21 protein-coding genes and 2 tRNA genes are annotated in these 22,250 nt (G+C 70.8%); 10 read left to right on the top strand and 13 right to left on the bottom strand.

Annotation, left to right across the window (positions count from 1 at the left end; genetic code table 11):
• Positions 1–423: 423 nt before the first annotated feature.
• Together LGR69_RS28320 and LGR69_RS28315 are read right to left on the bottom strand one after the other, a co-directional pair.
• Entirely contained in the window at positions 424–1,515 is a 1,092-nt protein-coding gene (locus LGR69_RS28320; protein ID WP_230368123.1) for a tartrate dehydrogenase, read from the bottom strand.
• 101 nt (positions 1,516–1,616) lie between these two features.
• Complete coding sequence (locus LGR69_RS28315) at positions 1,617–3,548, bottom strand: chloride channel protein (protein WP_230368122.1); 1,932 nt, start codon at positions 3,546–3,548, stop codon at positions 1,617–1,619.
• Positions 3,549–3,698: 150 nt separating this feature from the next.
• Between LGR69_RS28315 and LGR69_RS28310 the strand changes: the two genes are divergently transcribed.
• Positions 3,699–3,775 (top strand) — tRNA-His (locus tag LGR69_RS28310).
• Between the two features lie 89 nt (positions 3,776–3,864).
• On the opposite strand, the gene LGR69_RS28305 is transcribed toward LGR69_RS28310, so the two are convergent.
• The 4 genes from LGR69_RS28305 to LGR69_RS28290 form a co-directional block, all read right to left on the bottom strand.
• A complete protein-coding gene (locus LGR69_RS28305) occupies positions 3,865–4,197 on the bottom strand; it encodes a hypothetical protein (protein WP_230368121.1) in 333 nt (110 codons plus the stop codon).
• Positions 4,166–5,266, bottom strand: coding sequence for a hypothetical protein (locus LGR69_RS28300; protein WP_230368120.1), 1,101 nt, complete (start codon positions 5,264–5,266; stop codon positions 4,166–4,168). Before LGR69_RS28300 ends, LGR69_RS28305 begins: the two co-directional genes overlap by 32 nt.
• Positions 5,267–5,276: 10 nt before the next feature.
• Positions 5,277–5,690, bottom strand: coding sequence for a DUF4383 domain-containing protein (locus LGR69_RS28295; RefSeq protein WP_007567194.1), 414 nt, complete (start codon positions 5,688–5,690; stop codon positions 5,277–5,279).
• A 258-nt stretch (positions 5,691–5,948) separates the two neighbouring features.
• A complete protein-coding gene (locus tag LGR69_RS28290; RefSeq protein ID WP_230368119.1) occupies positions 5,949–7,403 on the bottom strand; it encodes an FAD-binding protein in 1,455 nt (484 codons plus the stop codon).
• Positions 7,404–7,661: 258 nt separating this feature from the next.
• Here LGR69_RS28290 and LGR69_RS28285 point away from each other — a divergent pair, with 258 nt between their 5' ends.
• The 6 genes from LGR69_RS28285 (at position 7,662) to LGR69_RS28260 (ending at position 10,989) form a co-directional block, all read left to right on the top strand.
• Positions 7,662–8,738, top strand: coding sequence for a tartrate dehydrogenase (locus LGR69_RS28285; RefSeq protein WP_230368118.1), 1,077 nt, complete (start codon positions 7,662–7,664; stop codon positions 8,736–8,738).
• Positions 8,739–8,861: 123 nt separating this feature from the next.
• On the top strand, positions 8,862–9,431 hold the full coding sequence (gene hpt, locus LGR69_RS28280) for a hypoxanthine phosphoribosyltransferase (protein WP_007567200.1): 570 nt from the start codon (positions 8,862–8,864) through the stop codon (positions 9,429–9,431).
• A 183-nt stretch (positions 9,432–9,614) separates the two neighbouring features.
• The gene (locus LGR69_RS28275; RefSeq protein ID WP_007567202.1) at positions 9,615–9,980 is read left to right on the top strand and encodes a response regulator; all 366 of its coding nucleotides are present in this window, start codon (positions 9,615–9,617) and stop codon (positions 9,978–9,980) included.
• Positions 9,981–10,108: 128 nt separating this feature from the next.
• A complete protein-coding gene (locus LGR69_RS28270; RefSeq protein ID WP_230368117.1) occupies positions 10,109–10,402 on the top strand; it encodes a hypothetical protein in 294 nt (97 codons plus the stop codon).
• A 58-nt stretch (positions 10,403–10,460) separates the two neighbouring features.
• Positions 10,461–10,832 (top strand): hypothetical protein, encoded by a 372-nt coding sequence (locus LGR69_RS28265; RefSeq protein ID WP_007567206.1) that lies wholly within the window; start codon positions 10,461–10,463, stop codon positions 10,830–10,832.
• Between the two features lie 82 nt (positions 10,833–10,914).
• A tRNA-Thr gene (locus LGR69_RS28260) sits at positions 10,915–10,989 on the top strand.
• A gap of 401 nt (positions 10,990–11,390) precedes the next feature.
• On the opposite strand, the gene LGR69_RS28255 is transcribed toward LGR69_RS28260, so the two are convergent.
• The 7 genes from LGR69_RS28255 to LGR69_RS28225 all read right to left on the bottom strand — a co-directional run bounded on the left by LGR69_RS28255 (position 11,391) and on the right by LGR69_RS28225 (position 20,152).
• Entirely contained in the window at positions 11,391–12,554 is a 1,164-nt protein-coding gene (locus tag LGR69_RS28255; protein WP_230368116.1) for a M20 aminoacylase family protein, read from the bottom strand.
• Between the two features lie 66 nt (positions 12,555–12,620).
• On the bottom strand, positions 12,621–13,982 hold the full coding sequence (locus LGR69_RS28250) for a DUF3100 domain-containing protein (protein WP_230368115.1): 1,362 nt from the start codon (positions 13,980–13,982) through the stop codon (positions 12,621–12,623).
• Positions 13,983–14,144: 162 nt separating this feature from the next.
• A complete protein-coding gene (locus LGR69_RS28245) occupies positions 14,145–15,683 on the bottom strand; it encodes an aldehyde dehydrogenase family protein (protein ID WP_230368114.1) in 1,539 nt (512 codons plus the stop codon).
• Positions 15,683–16,567, bottom strand: coding sequence for an NAD(P)-dependent oxidoreductase (locus LGR69_RS28240; protein ID WP_230368113.1), 885 nt, complete (start codon positions 16,565–16,567; stop codon positions 15,683–15,685). Before LGR69_RS28240 ends, LGR69_RS28245 begins: the two co-directional genes overlap by 1 nt.
• Before the next feature lie 93 nt (positions 16,568–16,660).
• A complete protein-coding gene (locus LGR69_RS28235; RefSeq protein WP_230368112.1) occupies positions 16,661–17,569 on the bottom strand; it encodes a LysR family transcriptional regulator in 909 nt (302 codons plus the stop codon).
• A 141-nt stretch (positions 17,570–17,710) separates the two neighbouring features.
• Complete coding sequence (gene alr / locus LGR69_RS28230) at positions 17,711–18,889, bottom strand: alanine racemase (RefSeq protein WP_230368111.1); 1,179 nt, start codon at positions 18,887–18,889, stop codon at positions 17,711–17,713.
• Between the two features lie 6 nt (positions 18,890–18,895).
• Complete coding sequence (locus LGR69_RS28225; protein ID WP_230368110.1) at positions 18,896–20,152, bottom strand: D-amino acid dehydrogenase; 1,257 nt, start codon at positions 20,150–20,152, stop codon at positions 18,896–18,898.
• Between the two features lie 228 nt (positions 20,153–20,380).
• Here LGR69_RS28225 and LGR69_RS28220 point away from each other — a divergent pair, with 228 nt between their 5' ends.
• From LGR69_RS28220 to LGR69_RS28210, 3 genes are all read left to right on the top strand, one after another.
• Positions 20,381–20,821 (top strand): Lrp/AsnC family transcriptional regulator, encoded by a 441-nt coding sequence (locus LGR69_RS28220; RefSeq protein ID WP_230368109.1) that lies wholly within the window; start codon positions 20,381–20,383, stop codon positions 20,819–20,821.
• A gap of 553 nt (positions 20,822–21,374) precedes the next feature.
• Entirely contained in the window at positions 21,375–21,650 is a 276-nt protein-coding gene (locus tag LGR69_RS28215) for a NepR family anti-sigma factor (protein WP_007567225.1), read from the top strand.
• Positions 21,647–22,246, top strand: a complete 600-nt coding sequence (locus LGR69_RS28210) for a sigma-70 family RNA polymerase sigma factor (protein WP_007567227.1) — start codon at positions 21,647–21,649, stop codon at positions 22,244–22,246. The genes LGR69_RS28215 and LGR69_RS28210 overlap by 4 nt, the downstream gene beginning before the upstream one ends.
• The last annotated feature ends 4 nt before the right edge of the window (positions 22,247–22,250 follow it).

Here is a 22,250-nt window from a genome sequence, read left to right as displayed (position 1 = left end):
CTGTACCAGGACCACGACAGCCCGGAGAAGATGTACGCCGAGGCCGGCCTCGACGCCGCCACCATCGTCAAGACCGCCCTCGACACCCTGCCGGCCGCCTCCGGCCAGGTCGAGCAGGCGAGCAACGTTGTGAGCGTCCGCCGCCGCCCGCGCTAGGTCGATCGGCCGAAACGGATACCGGCCGGCGACGCCGGTTCAGGACCTTGCGCGGGTCCCCTCTCCCGGGCGGGAGAGGGACAGGGTGAGGGGCGAGAACCTTCCGGAAAAAGCTCGACTTGGGCTCACGTCACGGCTGTGCTCAGTCCTGAACCTTCTCATCCCTCACCCCAGCCCTCTCCCGCTCGGGAGAGGGGGCGCGTCGCGCCTGCGACACGCCGATAGCGGCCATTGCGGTCTGGTGAGGGGGATGGCGATCGCGCGCCCCTACCCCAACGCCTCCGCCACGGCCTTCCCGCAGGCCTGCGTGTCGGCATTGCCGCCGAGATCGCGCGTCCGCAGCGTCCGCTCGGACAGCACCCGCTCGATCCCGCTGACGATCTCCCGGGCGGCCTCGTGCTCGCCGAGATGCTCCAGCATCATCGCGCCCGACCAGATCTGGCCGATCGGGTTGGCGATGCCCTGGCCGGCGATGTCGGGGGCCGAGCCGTGGACCGGCTCGAACACCGACGGGTGCAGCCGCTCCGGGTTGATGTTGCCGGACGGCGCGATGCCGATCGTGCCCGTGCAGGCGGGGCCCAGATCCGACAGGATGTCGCCGAACAGGTTCGACGCGACGACCACGTCGAACCGGTCCGGGTTGAGAACGAAATGCGCGGTCAGGATGTCGATGTGGTACTGGTCCCACCGCACCTCCGGATAGGACTCGGCCACAGCCTTCACGCGCTCGTCCCAGTACGGCATCGTGATCGAGATGCCGTTCGATTTCGTGGCCGAGGTCAGGTGCTTCTTCGGCCGGGTCTGGGCGAGCTCGAAGGCGAATTTCAGGATTCGGTCGACCCCGTGGCGGGTCATGATCGTCTCCTGCAGGGCGAATTCCCGGTCGGTGCCGGCGAACATGCGGCCGCCGGCATTCGAGTACTCGCCCTCGGTGTTCTCCCGGACCACCCAGAAGTCGATATCGCCGGGCTTGCGGTCGGCGAGCGGGCACTTCACGCCGGGCATCAGCCGCACCGGGCGCAGGTTGGCGTATTGGTCGAATTCCCGACGGAACAGGATCAGCGAGCCCCACAGGGAGATGTGGTCGGGCACGCGCTCCGGCATGCCGACGGCACCGAAATAGATCGCGTCGTGCGTTTCGATCTGCGGCTTCCAGTCCTCCGGCATCATCCGTCCGTGCTGCTCGTAGTAATCGCAGCTCGCGAAATCGAACCAGTCGAGCTGGAGCGCGAAGCCGTGCCGCTTGGCCGCCTGCTCGAGCACCCGCACGCCCTCGGGCACCACCTCCTTGCCGATGCCGTCGCCCGGGATCACCGCGATGCGGTAGCGGCGCTGGGGGCTGCTGTCTTGACCGGCCATGGATCCTCACGGGTGTCGCGTCGGGGGCCGCATACCGGCCCTGGGTTGCACGGTGCCAGGGTGTTGCACGCGCTCCTGCGGTCAACACCCCGGCCTGACAATCACGCAGATTCCCCCGCCATGGCCCGGCGCTGCCGGTCCAGCTCCTCGCTGTAGCGCTTGAGCGTGTGGCTCTCGGTGAGCAGGCCCAGGACCTGGCGGCTGTCGGCGCTCTGGACCACCGCGAGCGCCTCGCTCTCGCTGCGGTCGAAGGTGGCCGCCGCGTCCTTGGCGTTCATCTCCGGCGTCAGGAACAGGTCGGTGTGGTGCAGGAGGTCGGCCAGAACCGGCGCCGCCCCGGCCTCGGCGTCCTGGGCGGCGGCATGCGCCTCGGGGACGTTCACGATCCCGGCATAGCGGCCCTGTCCATCCACGGCGATCACCCGGGAGGGCGAGCCGAGCGGATGGGCGCGCAGGAAGGTCGGCAGCGGCGTGTCCAAAGCCACGGTGGCGACGTCCCGGCGCATCAGCCGGCCCACGGTCAGCGAGCGGATCCAGCCGACATCGTGGGGGCTGCGGATGCTTTCGCCCCGCAGGTGGAAGCGCCAGGTGGCGAAGGAATAGCCGAAGATCTTGCGCACGGTCAGCGAGGAGGCGATCACCGCCGCCAGCACGAGCCCGGTGATCGGCAGGCTGCCGGTGATCTCGAGCGCCAGGAACGTCATGGTCAGCGGGCCGCCGATGATCGCCACGGCGAGGGCGCTCATGCCGATCACCGCGTAGGCCAGCGGGGTGAGGCCGAAGCCGGCCATCGCGGGCAGGAGATCCGGCGCCAGGGCGGCGAACAGCTTGCCGGCGATCGCTCCGAGGAACAGCGAGGCGAAGAACAGGCCGCCGCGAAACCCGGACCCGATCGAGATCGCGGTGGCCGTCGCCTTGGCGGCGAACAAGCCGGCGAGCGCCGCCACCCCGTGGCCCTGGCCCTCGGCGGAGAAGTGCATGTGCAGGGCGCCGTGCCCACCCGAGAGCACCTGGGGCGTCGCCAGCAGCGCCAGCGCGCCGACGCACAGGCCCCCGAAGGCGGGCCCCGCCGCCCGCGGCAGGCCGGACGCCTGGACCAGCTGCTCGACCAGCGTCACGCCGCGCATGATCACGATGCCGAGCAGCGCGCAGACCAGCCCGAGGGCGAGGCTCGGCAGGATCTCGAGGCTGGTGATGTGCGAGGTCGTGACCGCCTGCATGTCGCCTAGCTCGACCAGCGGCTGGGTGGCGATCAGGGACCGGGAGACGAGGTTGCCGCAGAGCGCCGCGACGACCACGGGCGCCAGGGTGGCGATCGAGTAGGTGCCGATGATCAGCTCGAAGGCGTAGAACGCCCCGGCGAGCGGCGCTCCGAACCCCGCCGCGATGGCGCCGGCCGCCCCGCACCCAACCAGGGTCCGCAGATCGCCCCGACGCACCTCGAAGGCGATGCCGAGCCGTGAGGCGAGGCCGGAGGCGAGCTGCGTGTAGCCGGCTTCCAACCCCACGGAGGCGCCCGATCCGTTCGAGATCACGTTCTGCAGGGCGAGGTACAGGCTGTCCCGCAGGGACATCCGGCCGCCATGGAGCGCGTTGGCCTCGATCGGGTCGATGGCGGGGCGCTTGCGCGGGCCGCGGAGGTAATTCGCCACGACGATCAGCAAGCCGAGCAGCACGCCGCCGAGACACGGACCGATCAGCAGGAGGGGCGGCGCGACCGCGTCGGCAGCGCTGAGCCGCGTCCCCGCCGGCAGGTGGTAGAGCGTCTCGCGCAGGGCCTGCGTCATCCAGGTCATGGCCGAGACCGCCAGCCCGCTGACGCAGCCCACCAGGGTCGCCAGCAGGACCAGCCCGCCCTCGCTGCGCCGGACGAGGCTGCGCAGCCGTCCGGGCGCCAGGACAATCCGGGATCGGGCCCAGCGCCCGCGGGGGCGATGGCCCGGCCGAGCCGGCCTATCCGCGGCGCCCGTCCCGGAGGCCCGGCCGCGATCCCGGCTCCCGGTCGTGACTGGCGCTGGCTCTCGCGCGCTCACGCTCGCCCCTACCCCCCGATCCGCCCTGGCCGACGCGCGGTTCCGTGGGTGCACTTAGGGGGCGAATCCGCCCTGCGTCCACCGGCACCGCATCAGCCTGCACAGATCGTCTTGAAAACTGCCGCGGCCCGCGATACACCGCCCGCCAGTGCCGCCGTAGCTCAGTTGGTTAGAGCACCAGATTGTGGATCTGGGGGTCCCCCGTTCGAGCCGGGGCGGTGGTACCATCCATTCAGAACGACAGCGCAAGGGGTTGGCGGATCGCCGGCCCCTTTGCGTTTTCCCAGCCCGGTCCGAAGCATCGGCCCGGATGGGGTCAGCGGCCGCTCGCCGAGGCGTTGCGGCCGGTGCCGAGGCAGCCGGTGCCGGGGGCGGGCAGGATGAGCCAGGCGCCGCCGGCGTAGAGGCGCCGGACCGCCCCGGGGGCGACCGGCCGGGTGACGAGGTACGCGCGTCCGATCGAGACGAGGGCGCCGCCATCCGCATCGGCGAGGCGGGCGGGATCGCCGAGCGCGACCACGCTCTCGGGCTGGACCGCCAGGGCGGCGACGGCGCCCACCCCGACCCAGCCGGCCAGAGCCGCGCCGATCGCCAGGACCAGACGGGCGGGCCGGCCCTCAGTAATCGTAGGCGTGCTCGAAACGGCCACCGCGCGCCTCCACGAAGCGGATCTGGTTCACGAGGCTCGTCACCTCGGTGTCGAGCCCAACCCGCCGCCAGCCGGGCTGGGCCTGGATGGGCATCGCGAAGAGCGGGGCGGCGCCTGCGATCGCGATCTCCGTGCCCGCGGGCAGGAGAATGGTCGTCAGGATACGCCGGTTGCCGGCGATCTCCAGGACGGTGCGGTTGCGCGCGCCCAGGCCCCGCAGGATCTCGGTGAAGGCGCGGTAGCGCGGCGTCTCGATCAGGACGGCCGAGACGCCGTCGCCGGTCGGGACCGGTCCGAGCGGCGTGATGCGCGGGTCGGCGGCGACATCCCCCGCGTCGAGCCCGTCGACCACGCTTCGGATCGTGAGCACGGCCGGGTCGATCCCGGCGAGCCAGCCGATCGCCTGCGCGTAGGCCCATTTCACCCCGTATTGCAGGGAGAGCGCGGCGCGGCGCTCGAACGCGCGGATCGAGGGCTCGAAGGGCACCTCGCGCCAGAGCCGCGCGAGTTCCGCGTCGAAGGGGTAGCGGAACCAGGGCGTCTGGCGCAGGAACACCGCGTATTCGGCGAGCATCCGGGCGTTGAAGCGATCCTCGGCCGTGGGCTCGGGGCCGCGCCACCACGCCGTGAGCGCCCCGAGGCTGCGCTCGTAGGCCCCCTGGATCGCCATCTCGGCGGTGAAGCTCACGCCGATGATGTAGTTCGTCGCCTTCTGCCCCGCAGTGACGTCGCCGGTCCGCGAGGCCGCCCGCGTCGTCCCGCACAGGCTCGTCCAGAAGCCCGAGATCGCGGAGAGGTAGTCGAAGGCGGATTCGGAGGCGGATTGCGTGACCCCGGCGAGGTCCGCGTAGGCGTGGACGATGTTCCATTCGGGGAAGGTGAGGTAGCTGTCGCCGGCCGCGCGCTTGTACCCCTCGGGGGCGAGCCCGAAGCGCGATCCGCCCTGCCAGGAGGGGTCGGGGGACACCGCGCAGGTCCCCTCGATCGTCGCGACAGGGATCGCGCAGGCGAGGGCGAGCCCGGCCAGTCCGATGGCGGCCCACACGGCGACACGCTTCAGGCGGCGCATGCTGGCTTCCTCACGCGGGAATATTGGCCGGACCGCGCCGCGGCCGCCAGCCGAGCGCCACGCCAGCGAGACCGAGGCCGAGATGCGGCCCGTTCGAGAGCAGGGGGCTGTCCTGGAAGCCCTTCAAGAACAGCGAGAGGTCGAGGAAGCTCGATCCGGTGAGAACGCCCACGATCCCGTCCAGCAGGTAGATCGCCCCGAAGGCGCGCAGGAAGGTCACGGCCGCGGAGCGCGACCACAGCCCGGCGGCGAGCGCCCAGAGGCCCGAGGCGACGTGCAGCGCATCCTTGTAGACGTCGAGATAGAACAACCCGAAGACGCGCCCGTCGGCATCCTTGAAGGCCGGCACGTAATTCGTCGCTGCGGCAAACAGCAGGACCGCCGCGAAGGCGAAGGCGGCCAGACGATCGACATCCGCTCTCATGGGAATCTCCGAGCCCTGGGAATTTCCAAGCCCTGCATTCGGCCCCAATCCGGCTTTTCCGGATGCGATCGACAAGGCATCGCCCCCGAAAACCGCAGGCCTTCCGCGGCGGCCGGCGTGATCTGAAAACATTGTGCAGACGAAGCGATCCGAAGGTGGAATCCTGCACTGCCGTAGACCGAACCTTACCCTGCCGGGTCGCTCCCCGGTTCCTATCGCCGTTCGAGAGAACCGGATCCGATGCGTCCGCTCGCAGCCCTAGGCCATGTAGGTCGACCAGAGGGCGTTGCGGAACAGCAGCCCCGGATCGTGCCGCCGCTTATCCGCGATGAAGCTGTCGAGGGCCGGATAGGCGCGAGCCATCTGGTCGCGCCGGGCATGCAGGCGATAGGGCAGGTAATAGGCCCCGCCGATCGCCACGACCCGCTCGATCAGCGCCTCGGTCATGCGCATCATCGCCGCCTCCTCGCCGGCGGTGAAGCCCTGGGTGAACGACATCACCGCGGCGATCCGGGGCGCGGGCGCGTAGGCGAGCCGCGAATCCGGGTCCGCCGCCACGTAGCGCAGGGTGACGTTGAGGCAGTCGCAGCCGGAATCCGGGATGGTCTCGCGGCAGGCGTCGAGGAACGCGCCGAACCGGTCGGGGGCGACGAAATACTCGTGCAGGATGTCGGTGCGGCCGCGGTCGTGCGCGGCGAGGTTCGCCACGGGCTCGTTCATCAGGCTGTTGCGCGTGGCGATGCCGGAATCGAGCGCCGGGCTGAGCCGGGTCTCCGCGATCCACCGGGCGCGCTTGCCGAAATCGTTCCCGACCTGGGCGCGGTAGATCTCGCGCGAGACCGAGGTGAATGCCCCCTTCGAGGCGGCGACCGGGAGCGTCGCCGGCGGATGGGCGACCTCGGTGTAGTGCGTCAGGATCGCCTCGTCGAAGAAGCCGGCCCGGGCCACCGACAGGCGCCCGTAGGCCATGCGCACCGTCGGGGCCTGCTCCACCGCGGCGACGAAAGCCTCGGCGAAGCGCGAGGCCGGCATCACCGTGACGGTCGGCGCCAGGAGGACGTTCGGGACCATCTCGACCACGAGATCGACCACGATCCCGACCAGCCCGTAACCGCCCATGGCGAGGCCGAACAGGTCCGGGTTCTCGGTGCGCGAGCAGGTCACCAGCGTGCCGTCGGCCAGAAGCAGGCGGATCTCGCGCACGGTCGAGCCGAACGGCCCGCGCGGGGTCGGCCAGCCATGGGCGTTGACGCTGAAGGTCGAGCCGACCGCGAAATCGTTGTTCGACTGCATCACCGCGGGCGAGAACCCGATCCGGTCGAGCTGGCGGATCACCTCGGACCAGCGCGCGCCCGCCCCGACCCGGTAGGTCCGTGCGGCACTGTCCGCCTCGATCGGGCCGCCCTCCAGGGTCACGGCCGTGCCGTCGCGCGCGAGGCTCTGGCCGCCCATGGAATGGCGCGCGGCCCCCACCGCCACCGGGCGGCCGGACGCTGCCGCGTCGCGGAGCTCGGCACGCAGCGTCTCGATCAGAGCCTCCGTCGCGCCCGTCCGGGGCGTGACGTGGCGCATCACCGGCGTCGGGTTGAGCCCGCTGGCGTCATTCAGGATCGTCCGCTGGCCGGCACGGGCGGGGCGCGGGAGCATCCCGGCGGCGAGGGCCGCTCCGCCGCCCGCCAAGATCCCGCGCCTGCTGGGGCGAAACCCGTCCACGCCTGCCTCCTGTGATTCGTCGCCGGCAGGGTCGATCCGCGGCCCCGCTGGATCAAGAACCTGCCGCGCCGCGACGGCCGAAGGCGTGGCGTTGCGCACATCGCCGGCCGCCGCACCGGCCGGGCGCCGCGCGGCCCCATCGAAAGCCGGCCCGGCATCCGACCCCGCGACCGCGCAAGCGCGATTTTTCGCCGAGCGCGGGTGCATTCCGGCCGGTCCCGCTATCTTGGCGGGCAAAGCCGCACCGGAGGACACGCCATGAAACCGTATCGCATCGCCGCCATCCCGGGAGACGGGATCGGCCAGGAGGTCATCGCCGCCGGCATCGCGGTGCTCGACGCCCTCGCCGAGCGCGCGGGCGGCTTCCGCTTCGCCTTCGACCGGTTCGACTGGGGCTCGGATTACTACAAGGCCCACGGCGTGATGATGCCCGCCGACGGGCTGGCGCAGATCAAGGACCACGACGCGATCTTCTTCGGCGCGGTCGGCGCCCCGGACGTGCCCGACCACATCACCCTGTGGGGCCTGCGGCTCGCGATCTGCCAGCCCTTCGACCAATACGCCAATGTCCGGCCGACCCGGATCCTGCCCGGCATCACCAGCCCCCTGCGGCACGTCACCGGGCCGGAGCTCGACTGGGTGATCGTGCGCGAGAATTCCGAGGGCGAATATGCCGGCGTCGGCGGCCGGGTCCATCAGGGCCACGACAACGAGGTCGCCACCGACGTGTCGATGATGACCCGCTCGGGCGTCACGCGCATCATCCGCTACGCGTTCGAGCTGGCGCGCTCGCGCCCGCGCAAGCGGCTCACCGTGGTGACCAAGTCGAACGCCCAGCGCCACGCCATGGTGATGTGGGACGAGATCGCCGCCGAGGTGGCGCGGGATTTCCCGGACGTGACCTGGGACAAGATGCTGGTCGACGCCATGACCATGCGCATGACCATGAAGCCCCAGAGCCTCGACACGATCGTGGCGACCAACCTGCACGCCGACATCCTGTCGGACCTCGCGGCGGCCCTGGCCGGGTCGCTGGGCATCGCGCCTACCGCCAACATCAACCCGGAGCGCCGGTTTCCCTCGATGTTCGAGCCGATCCACGGCTCGGCCTTCGACATCGCCGGCAAGGGCATCGCCAACCCGGTGGGCACCTTCTGGACCGCCTGCCAGATGCTGGAGCATCTGGGCGAGAAGCCCGCCGCCGACCGGCTGATGCGCGCGGTCGAGCGGGTCACCGCGGATCCCGCCCTGCACACCCCCGATCTCGGCGGCACGGCCACGACCCAAGCGGTCACGGATGCGGTGATCGCGGCGATCCGGGGCGACAACGGCTGACGGGCCGGCGACGCGCCGCCCGCGATCCGGAGTTTCCCCGGCGGCCTTCGGGCGCTAAGACCGACCTTCGATCGCGGCGGCGAGCCCGTCCCGCAAGAAGAACAAGCTCCCGGGACACGTCAGATGAGCATCCCCGAGCGGCGCGTCCGCACTCTCTTCGACGAGGCGGCGATCGCCAAGCGCAACACCGAGCTGGCCCAGGAGATCCTGTCGGCGAACCCGGAGAACCTCCTGGTCGTCGCCGTGCTCAAGGGCAGCTTCATGTTCGCGGCCGACCTGCTCCGGGCGCTGCACCGGGTCGGGCTCTCACCGCAGGTCGAGTTCGTGCACCTGTCGAGCTACCGCACCGGCACGGTCTCCACCGGCCAGGTCGAGATCCTGCGCGACGTGCAGAGCGAGGTCCGCGGGCGGGACGTGCTCCTGGTGGACGACATCCTGGAATCCGGCCGGACCGTGGTGTTCGCCAAGGACCTGCTCATGGCCCGGGGCGCCAAGCGGGTGCTCACCGCGGTGCTGCTGGAGAAGCCGGGCAAGCGCGCCGTGACGATCGACGCCGATTTCGTCGGCTTCACCTGCCCGGACGTGTTCGTGGTCGGCTACGGGATGGATGCGGCCCACGCCTTCCGCCAGCTGCCCTTCGTGGGCGTGGTCGATTTCGGCAGCGGCGACCCGGACCTGTTCGACGAGGCGTGACGCGCCTGCGGGCAGCGCGGCATTTTCGCCGCGGCGCCCGCGGATGCGATTGTTTTCCCGTGCGATGCCTTGACAGCGCAACGGTTCCGTTCGTGATCTGTTATCCATAAGCAGGCCTGTAGTCTCATCGTGGCGGGACGTCCTCGGATTCAGGCCCGGGATCAGGAACGTTTACGGGACCCCATGGCGCGCATCCTCCTCGTGGATGACGAAGAGACCGTCCGCGGCTTCCTCAAGCGGGGGCTGGAGATCGACGGCCACGCCGTCGTGACCGCCAATGACGGCAGCGACGGGCTCGACCGGCTCAACGAGGCCGATGGCGGGTTCGACCTGATGCTGACCGATATCCGCATGCCGCTCATGGACGGCATCGCGCTGGCGCTGGCCGCCAAGCGCGACTTCCCGGACCTGACCATCCTGCTGATGACCGGCTTCGCCGACCAGCGGGAGCGCGCCCGCGGGCTCGATGCGATCGTCACCGACGTGCTGACGAAGCCGTTCTCGCTCGCGGACCTGCGCGCCACCGTGCGGCGGGCGCTCGCCGCCTGACGCGGCCCCGAGAGTGGGGCCGGCCGATTACCGCTTCAGGGGCCTTTAAACATCCGCTTTAGGCTGCGCTTCACGAAAGCGTGGCAGTTTCGTCCGGCGAATTCCGATCAGCCGGGACCGATACCGCGATGGACCGTCGAGACAGGGACGCCGCCGACGCGGATTGGGACGACGAATGGGATGCGCCGCGGCGGCCCCGCAGGAGCGTGTTCGGACGCGGAATCGGGCTCGTGAAGCTCGCGGTCTTCGCGCTGCCCGTGGCGATGCTCCTCTACGGCAGCTTCGCCGATTGCAGCGCGCGCCCCGCCGCCGCGAGCTGGCTCGGCCTCGTCGGCGCGGGCGCCTGCGCGCGCAGCGAGATGATCGGCAGCGTCCTCTCGATGCAGGACAACTTCGCCCTCCTGAAGCGGCTGATCGATTGAGGCCACCGGGCGCGTCGCCCGCCGCCTGCCGCTCCGCACCGATCCTCGCGAGCCGACCATGTCCACCCGCCCCCTCTCCTCATCCTCCCCCGGCAGCCTGCCCGACGCGCTCGAGGAGGCCCAGTTCCGCGCCCGCATGGCACGGCTCGGCACCGAGCCGCAGAGCCGGCGCCGCCGCCCGCGCGACCTCGGCAGGCGGGGCTTCCGCCTGGGCTGGAAGGGCTGGCTCGTCGTCGACAGCCTGATCGTGCTTCTGGTCGTGGCGGCGGTGGTCGCCTGGCCGCCGATCCAGGCCTGCCGGCACCAGGACAAGACGACCGGCTTCTACGCCGGCGACTCAGTGGACAAATGCATCCGCCGCGGCATCGCCGAGCGCATCGACCGGGCCGACCAGCGCCTCAAGGCCCTGGTCCGCAACTCGGGGCGCTAGCGCATTTCGCGCGACGGATCCCGGATCCTGGCCCGGCTCGGCTTGAGCGGCGGCACCGCGACTGGTAGCAAGCGTGTCGCGGGCCGGTGTAGCACAGCGGTAGTGCAGCGGTTTTGTAAACCGAAGGTCGGGAGTTCGATCCTCTCCACCGGCACCAAAATTCCACAGCGGTTCCAGCACGTTACGGATTGGTCTTCGGATTAAGCGGCCCATCGCTACACAGGGCTGCACCACAGGGTCCTTCAAATGGCCTGTCCATCCGCTCGCGCAGGCACTGCGAACCTCCAATACCGCCACCGACATCCGCCGCATCCCCGATGATCCCGGCGTCTCCTCCACGAAGCCGCCGGGCTGGGGACGTGACGCGATCACGGTGAGTTTGCCCCCCGATCCGGCACAAGCGAAAGCTGCCCATGCGCGCGTTGCTGCCGACGTAGAAGCGCGGTTCGCGCCCCTTCGGGCAGCCGCCCGACATCGGCAGCCTGGCCCGTCCCGGGCATCCGAACCCGCAGGGTAACCTCGCCGAGGCGGGCGTTTAGAGCTGAGGGCTCGGCAATCCTACGCCCGCTTCGCTTCGAGAATGCTGGTCGCCAAGGCGACCCAGTACGCGGCGCCGATGGGCAGGGCGTCGTCGTTGAAGTCGTAGCCGGGATTGTGAAGCGGGCGGCCGGGCTCGGCCCCGTCGGTGCCCAGCCAGACATACGCCCCGCGGCAGGCTTGCAGCATGTAGGCGAAGTCCTCCGAGGCCATCGACGGCGCGACGGTTCCGTGCCGGGCCGGGATGGTCGGCACGCGCGCCGCGGCGGCGAGGGCGAGCGGGACGGCGTCCGGGGCGTTGACCGTGGCGGGGTATCCGGTGTGGTAGTCGATTTCGGCGCCGCCGCCATGCGTGCGGGCGATGCCCGTGGCGATCTCCGTGATCAGAGCCGCGACCGTGCCGCGGACGCTCTCGGACAGGCAGCGGACGGTCCCTCGGATCGTGGCGAGGTCCGGGATCACGTTCCAGGCGTCGCCGCCGTGGATCTGGGTGATGCTCACCACCGCGGGATCGAGCGGGGCGAGCCGGCGGCTGACGATGGTCTGCAGGGCCAGGACCGTCTCGGAGGCGATCACCAGCGTGTCGATGCCCCGCTCCGGCATGGCGGCATGCGTGCCCGAGCCGCGCACGCGGATCTCGAACGTGTCGAGCGAGGCCATGATCGGGCCCGGGCAGGTCGCGAATTCCCCGAGCGGTAAGCCCGGCCAGTTATGCAGGCCCCAGACCGTGTCGCAGGGGAACAGCCGGAACAGGCCGTCCCCCACCATCGCCCGGCCGCCGCCCTCGCATTCCTCGGCCGGCTGGAAGATGACGTGGATCGTGCCGCGCAGGGTCTCGGCGCGCGCGAGCTGGCTGGCGGCGCCGAGCAGCATCGCGACATGCCCGTCGTGTCCGCAGGCATGCATCACGCCCGGGGTCCTGGAGGCGTGGGGCAGGCCGGTCGCCTCCTGGATGGGCAGCGCGTCCATGTCGGCGCGCAGGCCGACGGCCGGGCCCTCGCCCCGGCGCAGCGTCCCGACGACGCCCGTCCGGCCCAGGCCCCGATGGACCTCGAAACCGCAGGCGGCGAGCTCGCGCGCGACGAGGTCCCCGGTGCGCACCTCCGCGAAGGCCAGCTCCGGATGGGCGTGCAGGTCCTGCCGCCAGGCGACCATGCGACCGAGGATGTCCGCGTCTATGCTCATGCCGTCCGCTCCCTGGCCGTCACAGGTCCGATCCCGGCCATCCCTGCGCGTCGGTCGATCCGCGTCTCACGTCACCGGGACGTGCATCCAGAACTGCGCGATCAGGGTCGCGCCCAGGAATGTACCGGCATTCGCCATGAACGAGACTACGACGATGCGCCAGCCCAATTGCCGGAAGGCGGGGATGTCCTTGGCTATGGACAGGCCGGCGAATGTCAGGATCGGGGTGGCCAGGGCGAGGAAGTTGATCTTGCCGGTCATGGCAGCGATCTCGGCCGCGTAGGGCATCGCCGGATAGGTCAGTGCCATGCCGATCAGGGAGACCCAGATCACCGCGGGAAGCTTCCGGGCCGAGAGCACGTAGAGGCCCCAGCCGAGGATCACGACCCCGATGATGATCGCCATCCCGCCCACGACCGCGGCGTCGGGGATCACGCCGTAGGTCAGATAGTTGCCGATGAGCCCGTAGGCGCCGATCAGCACCCACGCCACCAGCATTTCGGCGAACCCGATCGCTGTTTCCTCATGCGCCGGGGCCAATGCGGCGGCCGAAGGCGCCCGGACGGTGTCGGGCCGGTTGCGCCCGAGGATCGGTTCGAGCTTGCCGTAGGCCCAGATCGTGAAGGGCAGCGACAGGAACAAAGTGAAGTAGGTGCCTATGGTCGTGGTGATCAGGTTGCTCGCCGCCGCGAAGGTGGCGACGTCCTTGGCCACCTCGGGCGTCTGCTGCGCCGCGATGGCCCCCGACGCGGCGGCCATCATGCTGCCGGACCCGACGCCCGCCCCCATGGCGAGGGCGAGGGGATTGAAGATGTTCAGGCTGGCGACGAGACCGGCGAGGACGGCGATGAAGACCGCCCCGAACACCGTACCGGTGAGGTATTCCGCGAGCACGCCGCGCCCTTCGGGGGAATCCATCCCGTAGCGCTCGCCGATGATGGCCAGGCTCGGCTCCCGGCCGACCGAGAAGGTCGCGCCGATGGCCTCCCGCTTGATGCCGAGCAGGAGCGCGACCGGAAGGCCGAACACCATGGTGCCGAAGAAGTGGCCGAACTCCTGGAACACGAGCGACCATCCCGACGCGAAGATCTTCGGCAGCGAGCCGCCGACCAGCAGGCCAAGCTTCGCGATGAAGATGAGGAGGGCCGGCTGCAGGAAGGCGGCCGCGGCCGATTGCGTCGAGGACCTGAGGCGCAGGAGGGCTGGAAGCCGGGGGCTCGCCAGGCCGAGGGCTCCGCCGAGCAGGAGGGCCCAGAGCAGGGGCAGCAGGACGATCTTTCCGGTCCCGACGGGAATGTTGATGTTGCCGATGGCCTCGGCGATGACGACGATGACCAGCGCGATGAGGAACAGCCGGGCGCGGCTCGGTCTCTCGGTCGGGGCGGCCTCGAATGGGATCGGCCCGCGATGGATTGCTTCCTGTGCCATGGCTGTTGTCCTCCCTGCGACGGGTCGCGGCGCGTCAGGTTTTGATTGTTGTTCTTGTTCGTTGTTCTTGCGCCGCCGTCGGCTCCCGCGGACCTCGTGAGGTGCCCGCGGGGCGACGGAAGCGTCGATGCGGCGGCAGCGTCTTGGCGGCCGCTTTCGACGTCAGCCGACGTAGCCGAAGGCCACGCCGGGCTGGGCGGCGGTCTCGACCCACACGCTCTTGGTCTGGGTGTAGGCCATCAGCGCCTCGCGCCCGGAGGACCGGCCGAAGCCGGAGCGGCCGAAGCCGCCGAAGGGCGAGGCGACGTTGATCGTCTTGTAGCCGTTGACCCAGAACGTCCCGGCCCGGACGGCGGCGGCGACCCGGTGGGCGCGACCGACATCGTTCGTCCACACCGCGCCGGCGAGGCCGAACGGCGTGGCGTTGGCGATCGCGACCGCCTCCTCCTCGGTCTCGAACGGGAGGACGGTCAGCACCGGGCCGAACACCTCGTCCCGGGCGATCGCCGCATCGGGCGCCACGCCGTCGACCACGGTCGGACCGAAGTAGAAGCCGCCGGTGTCCCGCAGGTCGGCCGGGCAGGCTCCGCCCGCGGCGATGCGGGCGCCGGCATCCGCGGCCTGGCCCACCATCGCGGCGATCTTGTCCCATTGCCGGCGGTTGTTGATCGGCCCGATCTGGGTCGTCGGGTCGGTGGGCGCACCCACCGGGATGCGGCCCGCGGCGTAGGACAGCCGCTCGACGAAATCCGCGTGCACCGACCGGTGGACGAGGAGGCGCGAGCCGGCGACGCAGCTCTGCCCGGCACCGCCGAAGATCGCCGCCTGCGCGCCCACCAGGGCCCGGTCGAGATCGGCATCCGCGAACACGATGTTGGCCGACTTGCCGCCGAGCTCGAGCACGCTCGGCACGATGTTGCGCGCCGCCGCGGCCGCGATCTGCGCGCCGGCCTCCGCAGAGCCGACGAACACCACGAGCCGCGTGTCGGGATGGGCCACGGCCGCCGCCCCGGTGGTCGGGCCCGCGCCCGCCAGCACCGAGACGAGGCCGCGCGGGATCCCCTCGGCCCGGTCGCACAGCATCCCGAGGGCCAGGGAGGTCAGCGGCGTCAGCTCGGAGGGCTTCAGCACCACCGCGTTGCCGGCACAGATGGCCGGGGCGATCTGCCAGCCGGCGGTGAAGATCGGGGCGTTCCACGGGGTGATCTGCACCACGGTGCCGAACGGTTCGGCGCGGGTGTAATTCAGGTGCGAGGTCGGGACCGGGATGACCTCGCCGTGCAGCTTGTCGCACCAGCCGGCATAGTATTCGAACATCTCCGCGACCTTGCCGACCTCGCCGCGCGTGTCGCGGATCGGCTTGCCGGCCGACAGGGTCTCCAGCTCGGCCAGCGCCTCGGCGTTCTGCCGGACCAGGGCGGCCACCGCCCACATCGCCCGGCCACGGGCCGCCGCCGTCATGCCCCACCAGCTCCGCTGGGCGGGCCGGGCCGCCGCCATGGCGGCATCCACGACGGACGCGCCGGCATCGGCGAAGCGCGCCACCACCCGACCGTCCGCCGGGTTCACGAGATCGAGGGTTTCACCCGTTCCCGCATGGACCTCGCCGGACACGACGCTGCCGATGGGGCCGCCGAGGGACAGGGCGGACAGGAGTTCCGAGATGCGCTGCGCCGCATCGCCTGGCACGGTGGTGGACATCACTTCGCTCCGTTCGTGGTGCGGTAGTCGGCCATGCGGGTGAAGTCCGCGGCGTCCGGGATGGCCTCGCGGGTGGTCGCCCAGATCTGCGCGACATGGGCGGACAGCGGCAGGTCGGCGCCGCTCTCGGCGGCCAGCTCCATGGCGAGGCGCACGTCCTTGCGCATCAGCCCCGCGGCGAAGCCGCTGTCGAAGCTGTTCGACAGGATCCAGCGGGGAAACATCACCTCGCTGATCGCGCTGCGCCCCGTGGCGGTGTTGACGACCTTGATCGCCTCCTCGGCCGACAGGCCGGCCGCCTCCGACAGGCGCATCGCCTCGCCCGTGGTCACGAGGTGGGCGGCGACGAGGAGGTTGTTCACGAGCTTGACGATGTTGCCGGCGCCGGACGGCCCGACATGCGGGGCGCGGGCCGACATCGCCGACAGGACCGGCTCGGCCAGGGCGTAGTCGGCCTCCGAGCCGCCGACCATCATCGTCAACGTGCCTTCGGCGGCCCCCGAGGGGCCTCCGCTGACCGGCGCATCGAGCAGGGCATGACCGGCCTGTTCGAGGCGGGCGGCCAGCCGCCGGGTGGTGCCGGGATCCGAGGTGGAGGTATCGACCACGACGACCTTCCGGTCGGTCCGGGACAGCAACCCGCCCTCCGCCGTGACCACGGCCTCGACATCGCGGGCCAGGGGCAGCGAGAAGACCAGGGCGTCCGCGCGACGCAGGACGTCGGTCAGGCCCGGGACGAACGAGATGCCGGCCGCCTCGATGGCGGCACGCCGGGCGTCGCTGATGTCGTAGCCGATGACCTTGAAGCCCTTGCGGGCCAAGGTCGCCGCCATGCCGAGGCCCATATTGCCGAGCCCGACGACGCCGACCGTCTCAATATTCATCGCGATACCTCCCGTTTAGGAAATGGTATCGATCGCCGATGCGGTCGCTACAAGAATTGCTTTTCGAACAAATCGTTCTTGTTAAAGCAACACTCAGCGCTGCGGCTGGAAGGCGACGAGGTGTTCGGTGAGCCAGCCCAGCAGCCGGCCCATCGCTTCCGGCAGCCGCCGTCCCGAGCGCACGACGAGGTGCGCGCTCGCCTCGGAGAGGACCGGGTCGAGCAGCGGGAGGACGGTGACGGCGTCGGTCTGCAATTCGGCCGCGACGGCGAAACGCGGCAGGAACGCGACGCCCAATCCCGCCGTCACGAAGCGCCTGTGCATCTCGAACGACGCGGTCTCCAGGCGCGCGACGAGCCGGAAGCCGCCATCGGCTTCGACGCGCCCCAGGAGCTGGCGCACGCCGTGGTCGGAGGGAAGCAGGACGACCGGCTCGGAGGCGAAGGTGCGCAGGCCCACGGGGGTCGAGGAGCCGGCGAGGGGATGGTCCTTCGGGAGGACGGCCAGCAGCGGCTGCCGCGCCGACACGACGCCGCGCAAGTCCGGATGGGCCGGCGGGTTGTAAGCGAGACCGATATCCGTATCGCCCTGGGCGACCGCCGACAGCACGCTGTCCGTGGTCCCGAGGGAGACCTGGAATGAGATTCCGGGATAAGCGGTGACGAAGTTGGCCAGGCCGTTATCGAGCAGGTCGACCAGGAAGCCTGCACCGCAGGTCAGCCGGATCGTTCCCTGCTGGACGCCGCGCAGCCGTTTGAGGTTGTCCTCGAGGAGGGCGGCCTCGTCGGCCTGGCGCTGGGCGTGCTGGGCGACGATGCGCCCGGCCTCCGTCGGCACGACGCCGCGCGGCAGCCGCTCCAGGAGATTCTCGCCGCACTCGGCCTCCATCTCGCTGATGTGGCGGCTGACCGCGGAGGCTGCGACGTTGAGCGCTTCCGCGGCGCCTCGGACGGAGCCGGTCCGGACGACGGCCAGGAAGTATCGCAGCGCTCGATCGTTCATCGCCGGGAAAGCGTGCGCTTTGGTCCCCCGCATATCAAGGCATGCGCAGGCATCGACAGGCCCGAACCACGGCTTCTGCCCAACGACCTTCGCCTGTCCGGCGCGGCCGGTGGCCTATGGGCGAGGCCCGCCGCCCGTCCCTCACGTCGGATCGGCGGTGGCGTCCGCCCCGTGGAGGTATCGGCGGTCGAACCGATCGCCCAGGCCGGTCAGCACCTCGTAGCCGATGGTGCCGGCATCGGCCGCGACCGCGTCCAGGGAGCGGTGCGGGCCGATGATCTCGACCGCGTCGTCCTCGGCCAGCGCCCCGGCCGGGAGCGCCGAGGCGTCCACCACGATGCTGTCCATCGACACCCGGCCGAGGATGGGCAGCGCGACGCCGCCCGCCCAGGCCGCGCCCCGCCCGCTGGCGCTCCTCAGGAACCCGTCCGCATAGCCGATTGCCACGGTCGCGAGGCGCGACGCGGTCGCGGTCCGTGCGGTGTAGCCGTATCCGACCGCCGTGCCGGCCGGCGCGTCGCGCACCTGCAGGACGCGGGCCTCCAGCTTGACCACGGGCTTCAGCGGGTTGGGACGCCCCGCGACGGGCGCCACCCCGAACAGGGCCGCGCCCGGCCGCGCCACATCGTAATGGTAATCCGCCCCCAGGAAGATCCCGGAGGAAGCCGCGAGGCTGGCGCGCATGGGCGGGAGCCGGCGTCGCACATCCTCGAACCGGGACCGTTGCGCCGGGTTCGCGTCGCTGTCGGGGGCGTCCGCGCAGGCCAAGTGGCTCATGACCAGCCGCCACTCGACGGCATCGGGCTCGCCCGCCCGATCCGCGACGGCAGCGATTTCGGCGGGAGACAGGCCGAAGCGGCTCATGCCGGAATCGACCTGCAACAGCCCCGGTAGCTTGCAGGCGCGCGCCCGGGCCAACGCGGCCCAGCGCGCGAGCTGACCCGGCGTGTTGATGACCGGGACCAGCCCGTGCGCCAGGCATTCGGCTTCGGCGCCGCGCGGGGCACCGTGCAGGATCCACACGGCGGCCTCCCGGGGCACGTGCCGCCGCAGCGCGATCCCTTCGTCGAGATGGGCCACGAAGAAGGTCCGGCAGCCGGCCGCGGACAGGACGGGGGCGACGCGCGCGGCGCCCAGGCCATACGCGTCCGCCTTCAGCACCGCGGCGCATTCCGCCGTCCCGAGGCGCCGGGACAGGAGCCGGTAATTGGCCGCGATGGCGTCGAGGTCGACCGTCAGAATCGCCCCGGCATGCGGATTCCCGCCCCCCTCGAACGCCTGCACCCCCGTCGCCTCCCGATCCCGCACGCGCGTGCCCACCGGGCCTCAGGCCGCGTAACGGCTGACGGCGAGGTCGTCGTGGGCGATGTCGGGCGCCAGCCCGGACATCACGTCCGCCAGGAGCCGGCCCGACCCGCAGGCCATGGTCCAGCCGAGGGTGCCGTGGCCGGTATTGGTATACAGGTTGTCGTACCGGGTCGCGCCGACGATGGGAGTCCCGTCCGGCGTCATCGGGCGCAGGCCGGTCCAGAAGGTCGCCCGGCCGAGGTCGCCCCCGGCCGGAAACAGGTCGTGGACGCAGCGCTCCAGGGTCGCGCGACGGGGCGGGCGCAGGGCCTGGCTGAAGCCGGCGAGTTCGGCGGTGCCGCCGACCCGTATGCGGTCGCCGAGCCGGGTCAGGCCGACCTTGAAGGTCTCGTCCATCACCGTGGACACGGGAGCCGCCTCCGGATCCGTCACGGGGAGCGTCAGGGAGTAGCCCTTGACCGGGTAGATCGGCAGGTTCAGCCCGAGCGGTCGCAGGAGCGCCGGGGTGAAGCTGCCCATCGCCGCCACATAGGCGTCGGCGTGCAGCACCTCGGACCCGCAGGCGACGCCGGTCACGCGGCCGCCCGAAGCCTGGAGCCCCGTCACCGTCACATTGTAGCGGAACGTGACGCCGAGCCCCTCGCAGGTGGCGGCGAGGCTCTGCGTGAACAGGTGGGCATCCCCGGTCTCGTCCCCGGTGAGACGCAGCCCGCCCACGATCTTGTCCTTCACCCGGCCGAGCGCCGGCTCGGCGGCGACGCAGCCCGCCGGGTCCAGGACCTGATAGGCGACGCCGTAGGCGTCCAGGACCTTGGTGTCGTCGCCGACGTGATCGAGCTGCTTGCGGGTGCGGAACAGCTGCAGCGTGCCGCGTTCGCGATGGTCGTAGGCGATGCCGGTCTCGACGCGCAGGTCGCGCAGGACGTCGCGGCTGTATTCCGCGAGCCTCACCATCCGCCCCTTGTTGCGGGTGTAGGCCTCCTCCGTGCAGTTCGCCAGCATGCGGGCGAGCCAGCCGTAGAGGCGGGGCTCGACGGAGGGCCACAGGACCAGGGGGCGGTGGCGCATCATCAGCCACTTCATCGCCTTGACCGGAATGCCCGGCGCGGCCCAGGGGGCGGAATAGCCGGGCGAGACCTGCCCGGCATTGGCGAAGCTGGTCTCCAGGCCCGAGGCGGGCTGTCGGTCGATCACCGTGACCTCATGGCCGGCCTTGGCCAGATAATAGGCGGAGGACACGCCGACCACGCCGCTTCCCAGGACCAAGACCCGCATGTCCGCTCTCCTTGGCGCCGAACATCCGCATTCGGCGCTCACCCGCCGCCGGAAACGCCGCGATCGCGGAATGCTCGGCGGGGTCCGCGGGACCCGCGTCGCGCGGTCCCGGGCCGAGATGTATCGAACATCGAAACCCGCGCACGATGCTGCGAACATGTTGCATGGTCTGCGAAAGCGATGCCATGTAACGACAGGATTTGCGACCGGACGACAGATCGTTGCGCCATGCCACAGGATGCGATCGACACCGCCATCATCCACGCCCTGCGCGAGGATGCCCGGATGCCCAACGCGGCCCTGGCCAAGCGCGTCGGCCTATCCGCCTCCGCCTGCCTGCGCAGGCTGCGGACGCTGGAGCGGGACGGGACGATCCGGGGTTACACCGTCCTGCTCGACGCATCGGCCGCCTCGGGCCTCGTCGTGATGACCCAGATCGAGCTGGAGCGGCAGACGGAGGATTACCTGAACCGGTTCGAGGCCGCCGTCCGCCGCTGCCCGGACATCCAGGATTGCTACCTCATGACCGGCAGTTCGGATTACCTGCTGAGGATCCGGGTGGCCGATGCCGGGGAATACGAGCGGCTCCACCGATCCGTGCTGTCGAAGCTGCCGGGCGTGTCCCGGATCCAATCCAGCTTCACGATCCGGAGCGTCGTCGGGCGCTGATCGAATCCAGCCCCTCGACTTGGGCCCGCCCCCGAACCTGCCGGACAGCGGCGCGTCTTTCGCAACGCGTGATATCGATCGATCAATGTTTCAGCTGAGCGGTCCGACGAGTCGGATCCTCTCCAACGGCGCCATCATCCGAATACCCGTCGAGCCTTCGGCGGCCAGGATCGGTCGCGCAGCCCCAGCGTCGGCAATCCGACGGGCTCCGCCCCGACCAATCGCGCGTGGACCGGTCCGCGGCCTGCGCGGATCGGGCCTTCGGGTCTTTGCGCTCAGCCTTCGTTCAGCCCCCGCGCGCGATCCTGGCTTACGGCCAAGCTCAGATAAGTATTTCTGGTTTGTATCTGAAATAACCGTCAAAAAATTACCGTCGAGCTGACGAATACCGACATTAAGATTTGATGAATGTGAAATTCAGAACCGATTAAATCCGTCGCGCCTACCAGCGCCGCCGGAAGGCGATGAATCGCGTCTCCGTCGGGCGGGTCGCGAGACCGGGCGGCGGGGCGCCGGCCCCTCGGGCCGCGTCGCCGATGGTCGGGGCGCAATCATGAGCCAGGGCAAGGACGGGCGGACGGTGACGCGCGCCGCCGGAGACGCGGCCGGGGACGGGCTGGCGCTGGCGGGCGGCGATGCCCCCGTGCCCGATGGCGCGGCCGCAGGGCCGGCGCACGGGCGCCGGCCGATCAACGACGCGGCCCGGGCCCGGATCGGGCGCGGCCTGCGCCTGCACTACGCCGATGTTCTGGCCCTGCCGATCCCGGAGCGGCTCCGGACGCTGATCGACGACCTCGCCGCATGCTCCGACACGGAGGCTCCGCGATGATGATGATGACCCAAGCCGCTCCCGCCGGCAGCAATTCCGGGCCGCCACCGCCCCAGGGCGTCGATGCCGAGATGCGCGATCTCCTGCTCGGGGCGATCCCGGCGCTGCGCGCCTTCGCGTTCTCGCTGACCTACGACCTCGACCGCTCGGACGACCTCGTGCAGGACACGCTGGTGCGCGCCTGGGTCAATGCCGGCAGCTTCCGGCGGGGGACCAACCTCACGGCCTGGCTGTTCACGATCCTGCGCAACCTGTTCTACTCGGAGCAGCGCAAGCGCAAGCGCGAGGTGGAGGATGCCGACGGCGTGCTCGCCGGCAAGCTGACCTCCTTGCCGGAACAGGAAGTCCGGATGGAGATGGCGCAGTTCCAGTCCGCCCTGAACCGCCTGCCCCATGCCCAGCGGGAGGCGCTGGTTCTGGTCGGGGCCCAGAGCTTCACCTACGAGGAGGCGGCCGCGATCTGCGGCGTCGCGGTCGGCACGATCAAGAGCCGGGTCAGCCGCGCCCGCCTGCGGCTGATCGAGGTCCTGGGTCTTGAGGGGCCGGACGATATCGGCACCGATGCCCGCACCCGGGCGGCCCTCGACGGCGGCTGAGCAA

Origin of the sequence: Methylobacterium brachiatum (genome assembly GCF_020523825.1) — a bacterium.
In the GTDB taxonomy this organism is placed as follows: domain Bacteria; phylum Pseudomonadota; class Alphaproteobacteria; order Rhizobiales; family Beijerinckiaceae; genus Methylobacterium; species Methylobacterium brachiatum.
This window is presented reverse-complemented; position numbering and strand designations above follow the sequence as displayed.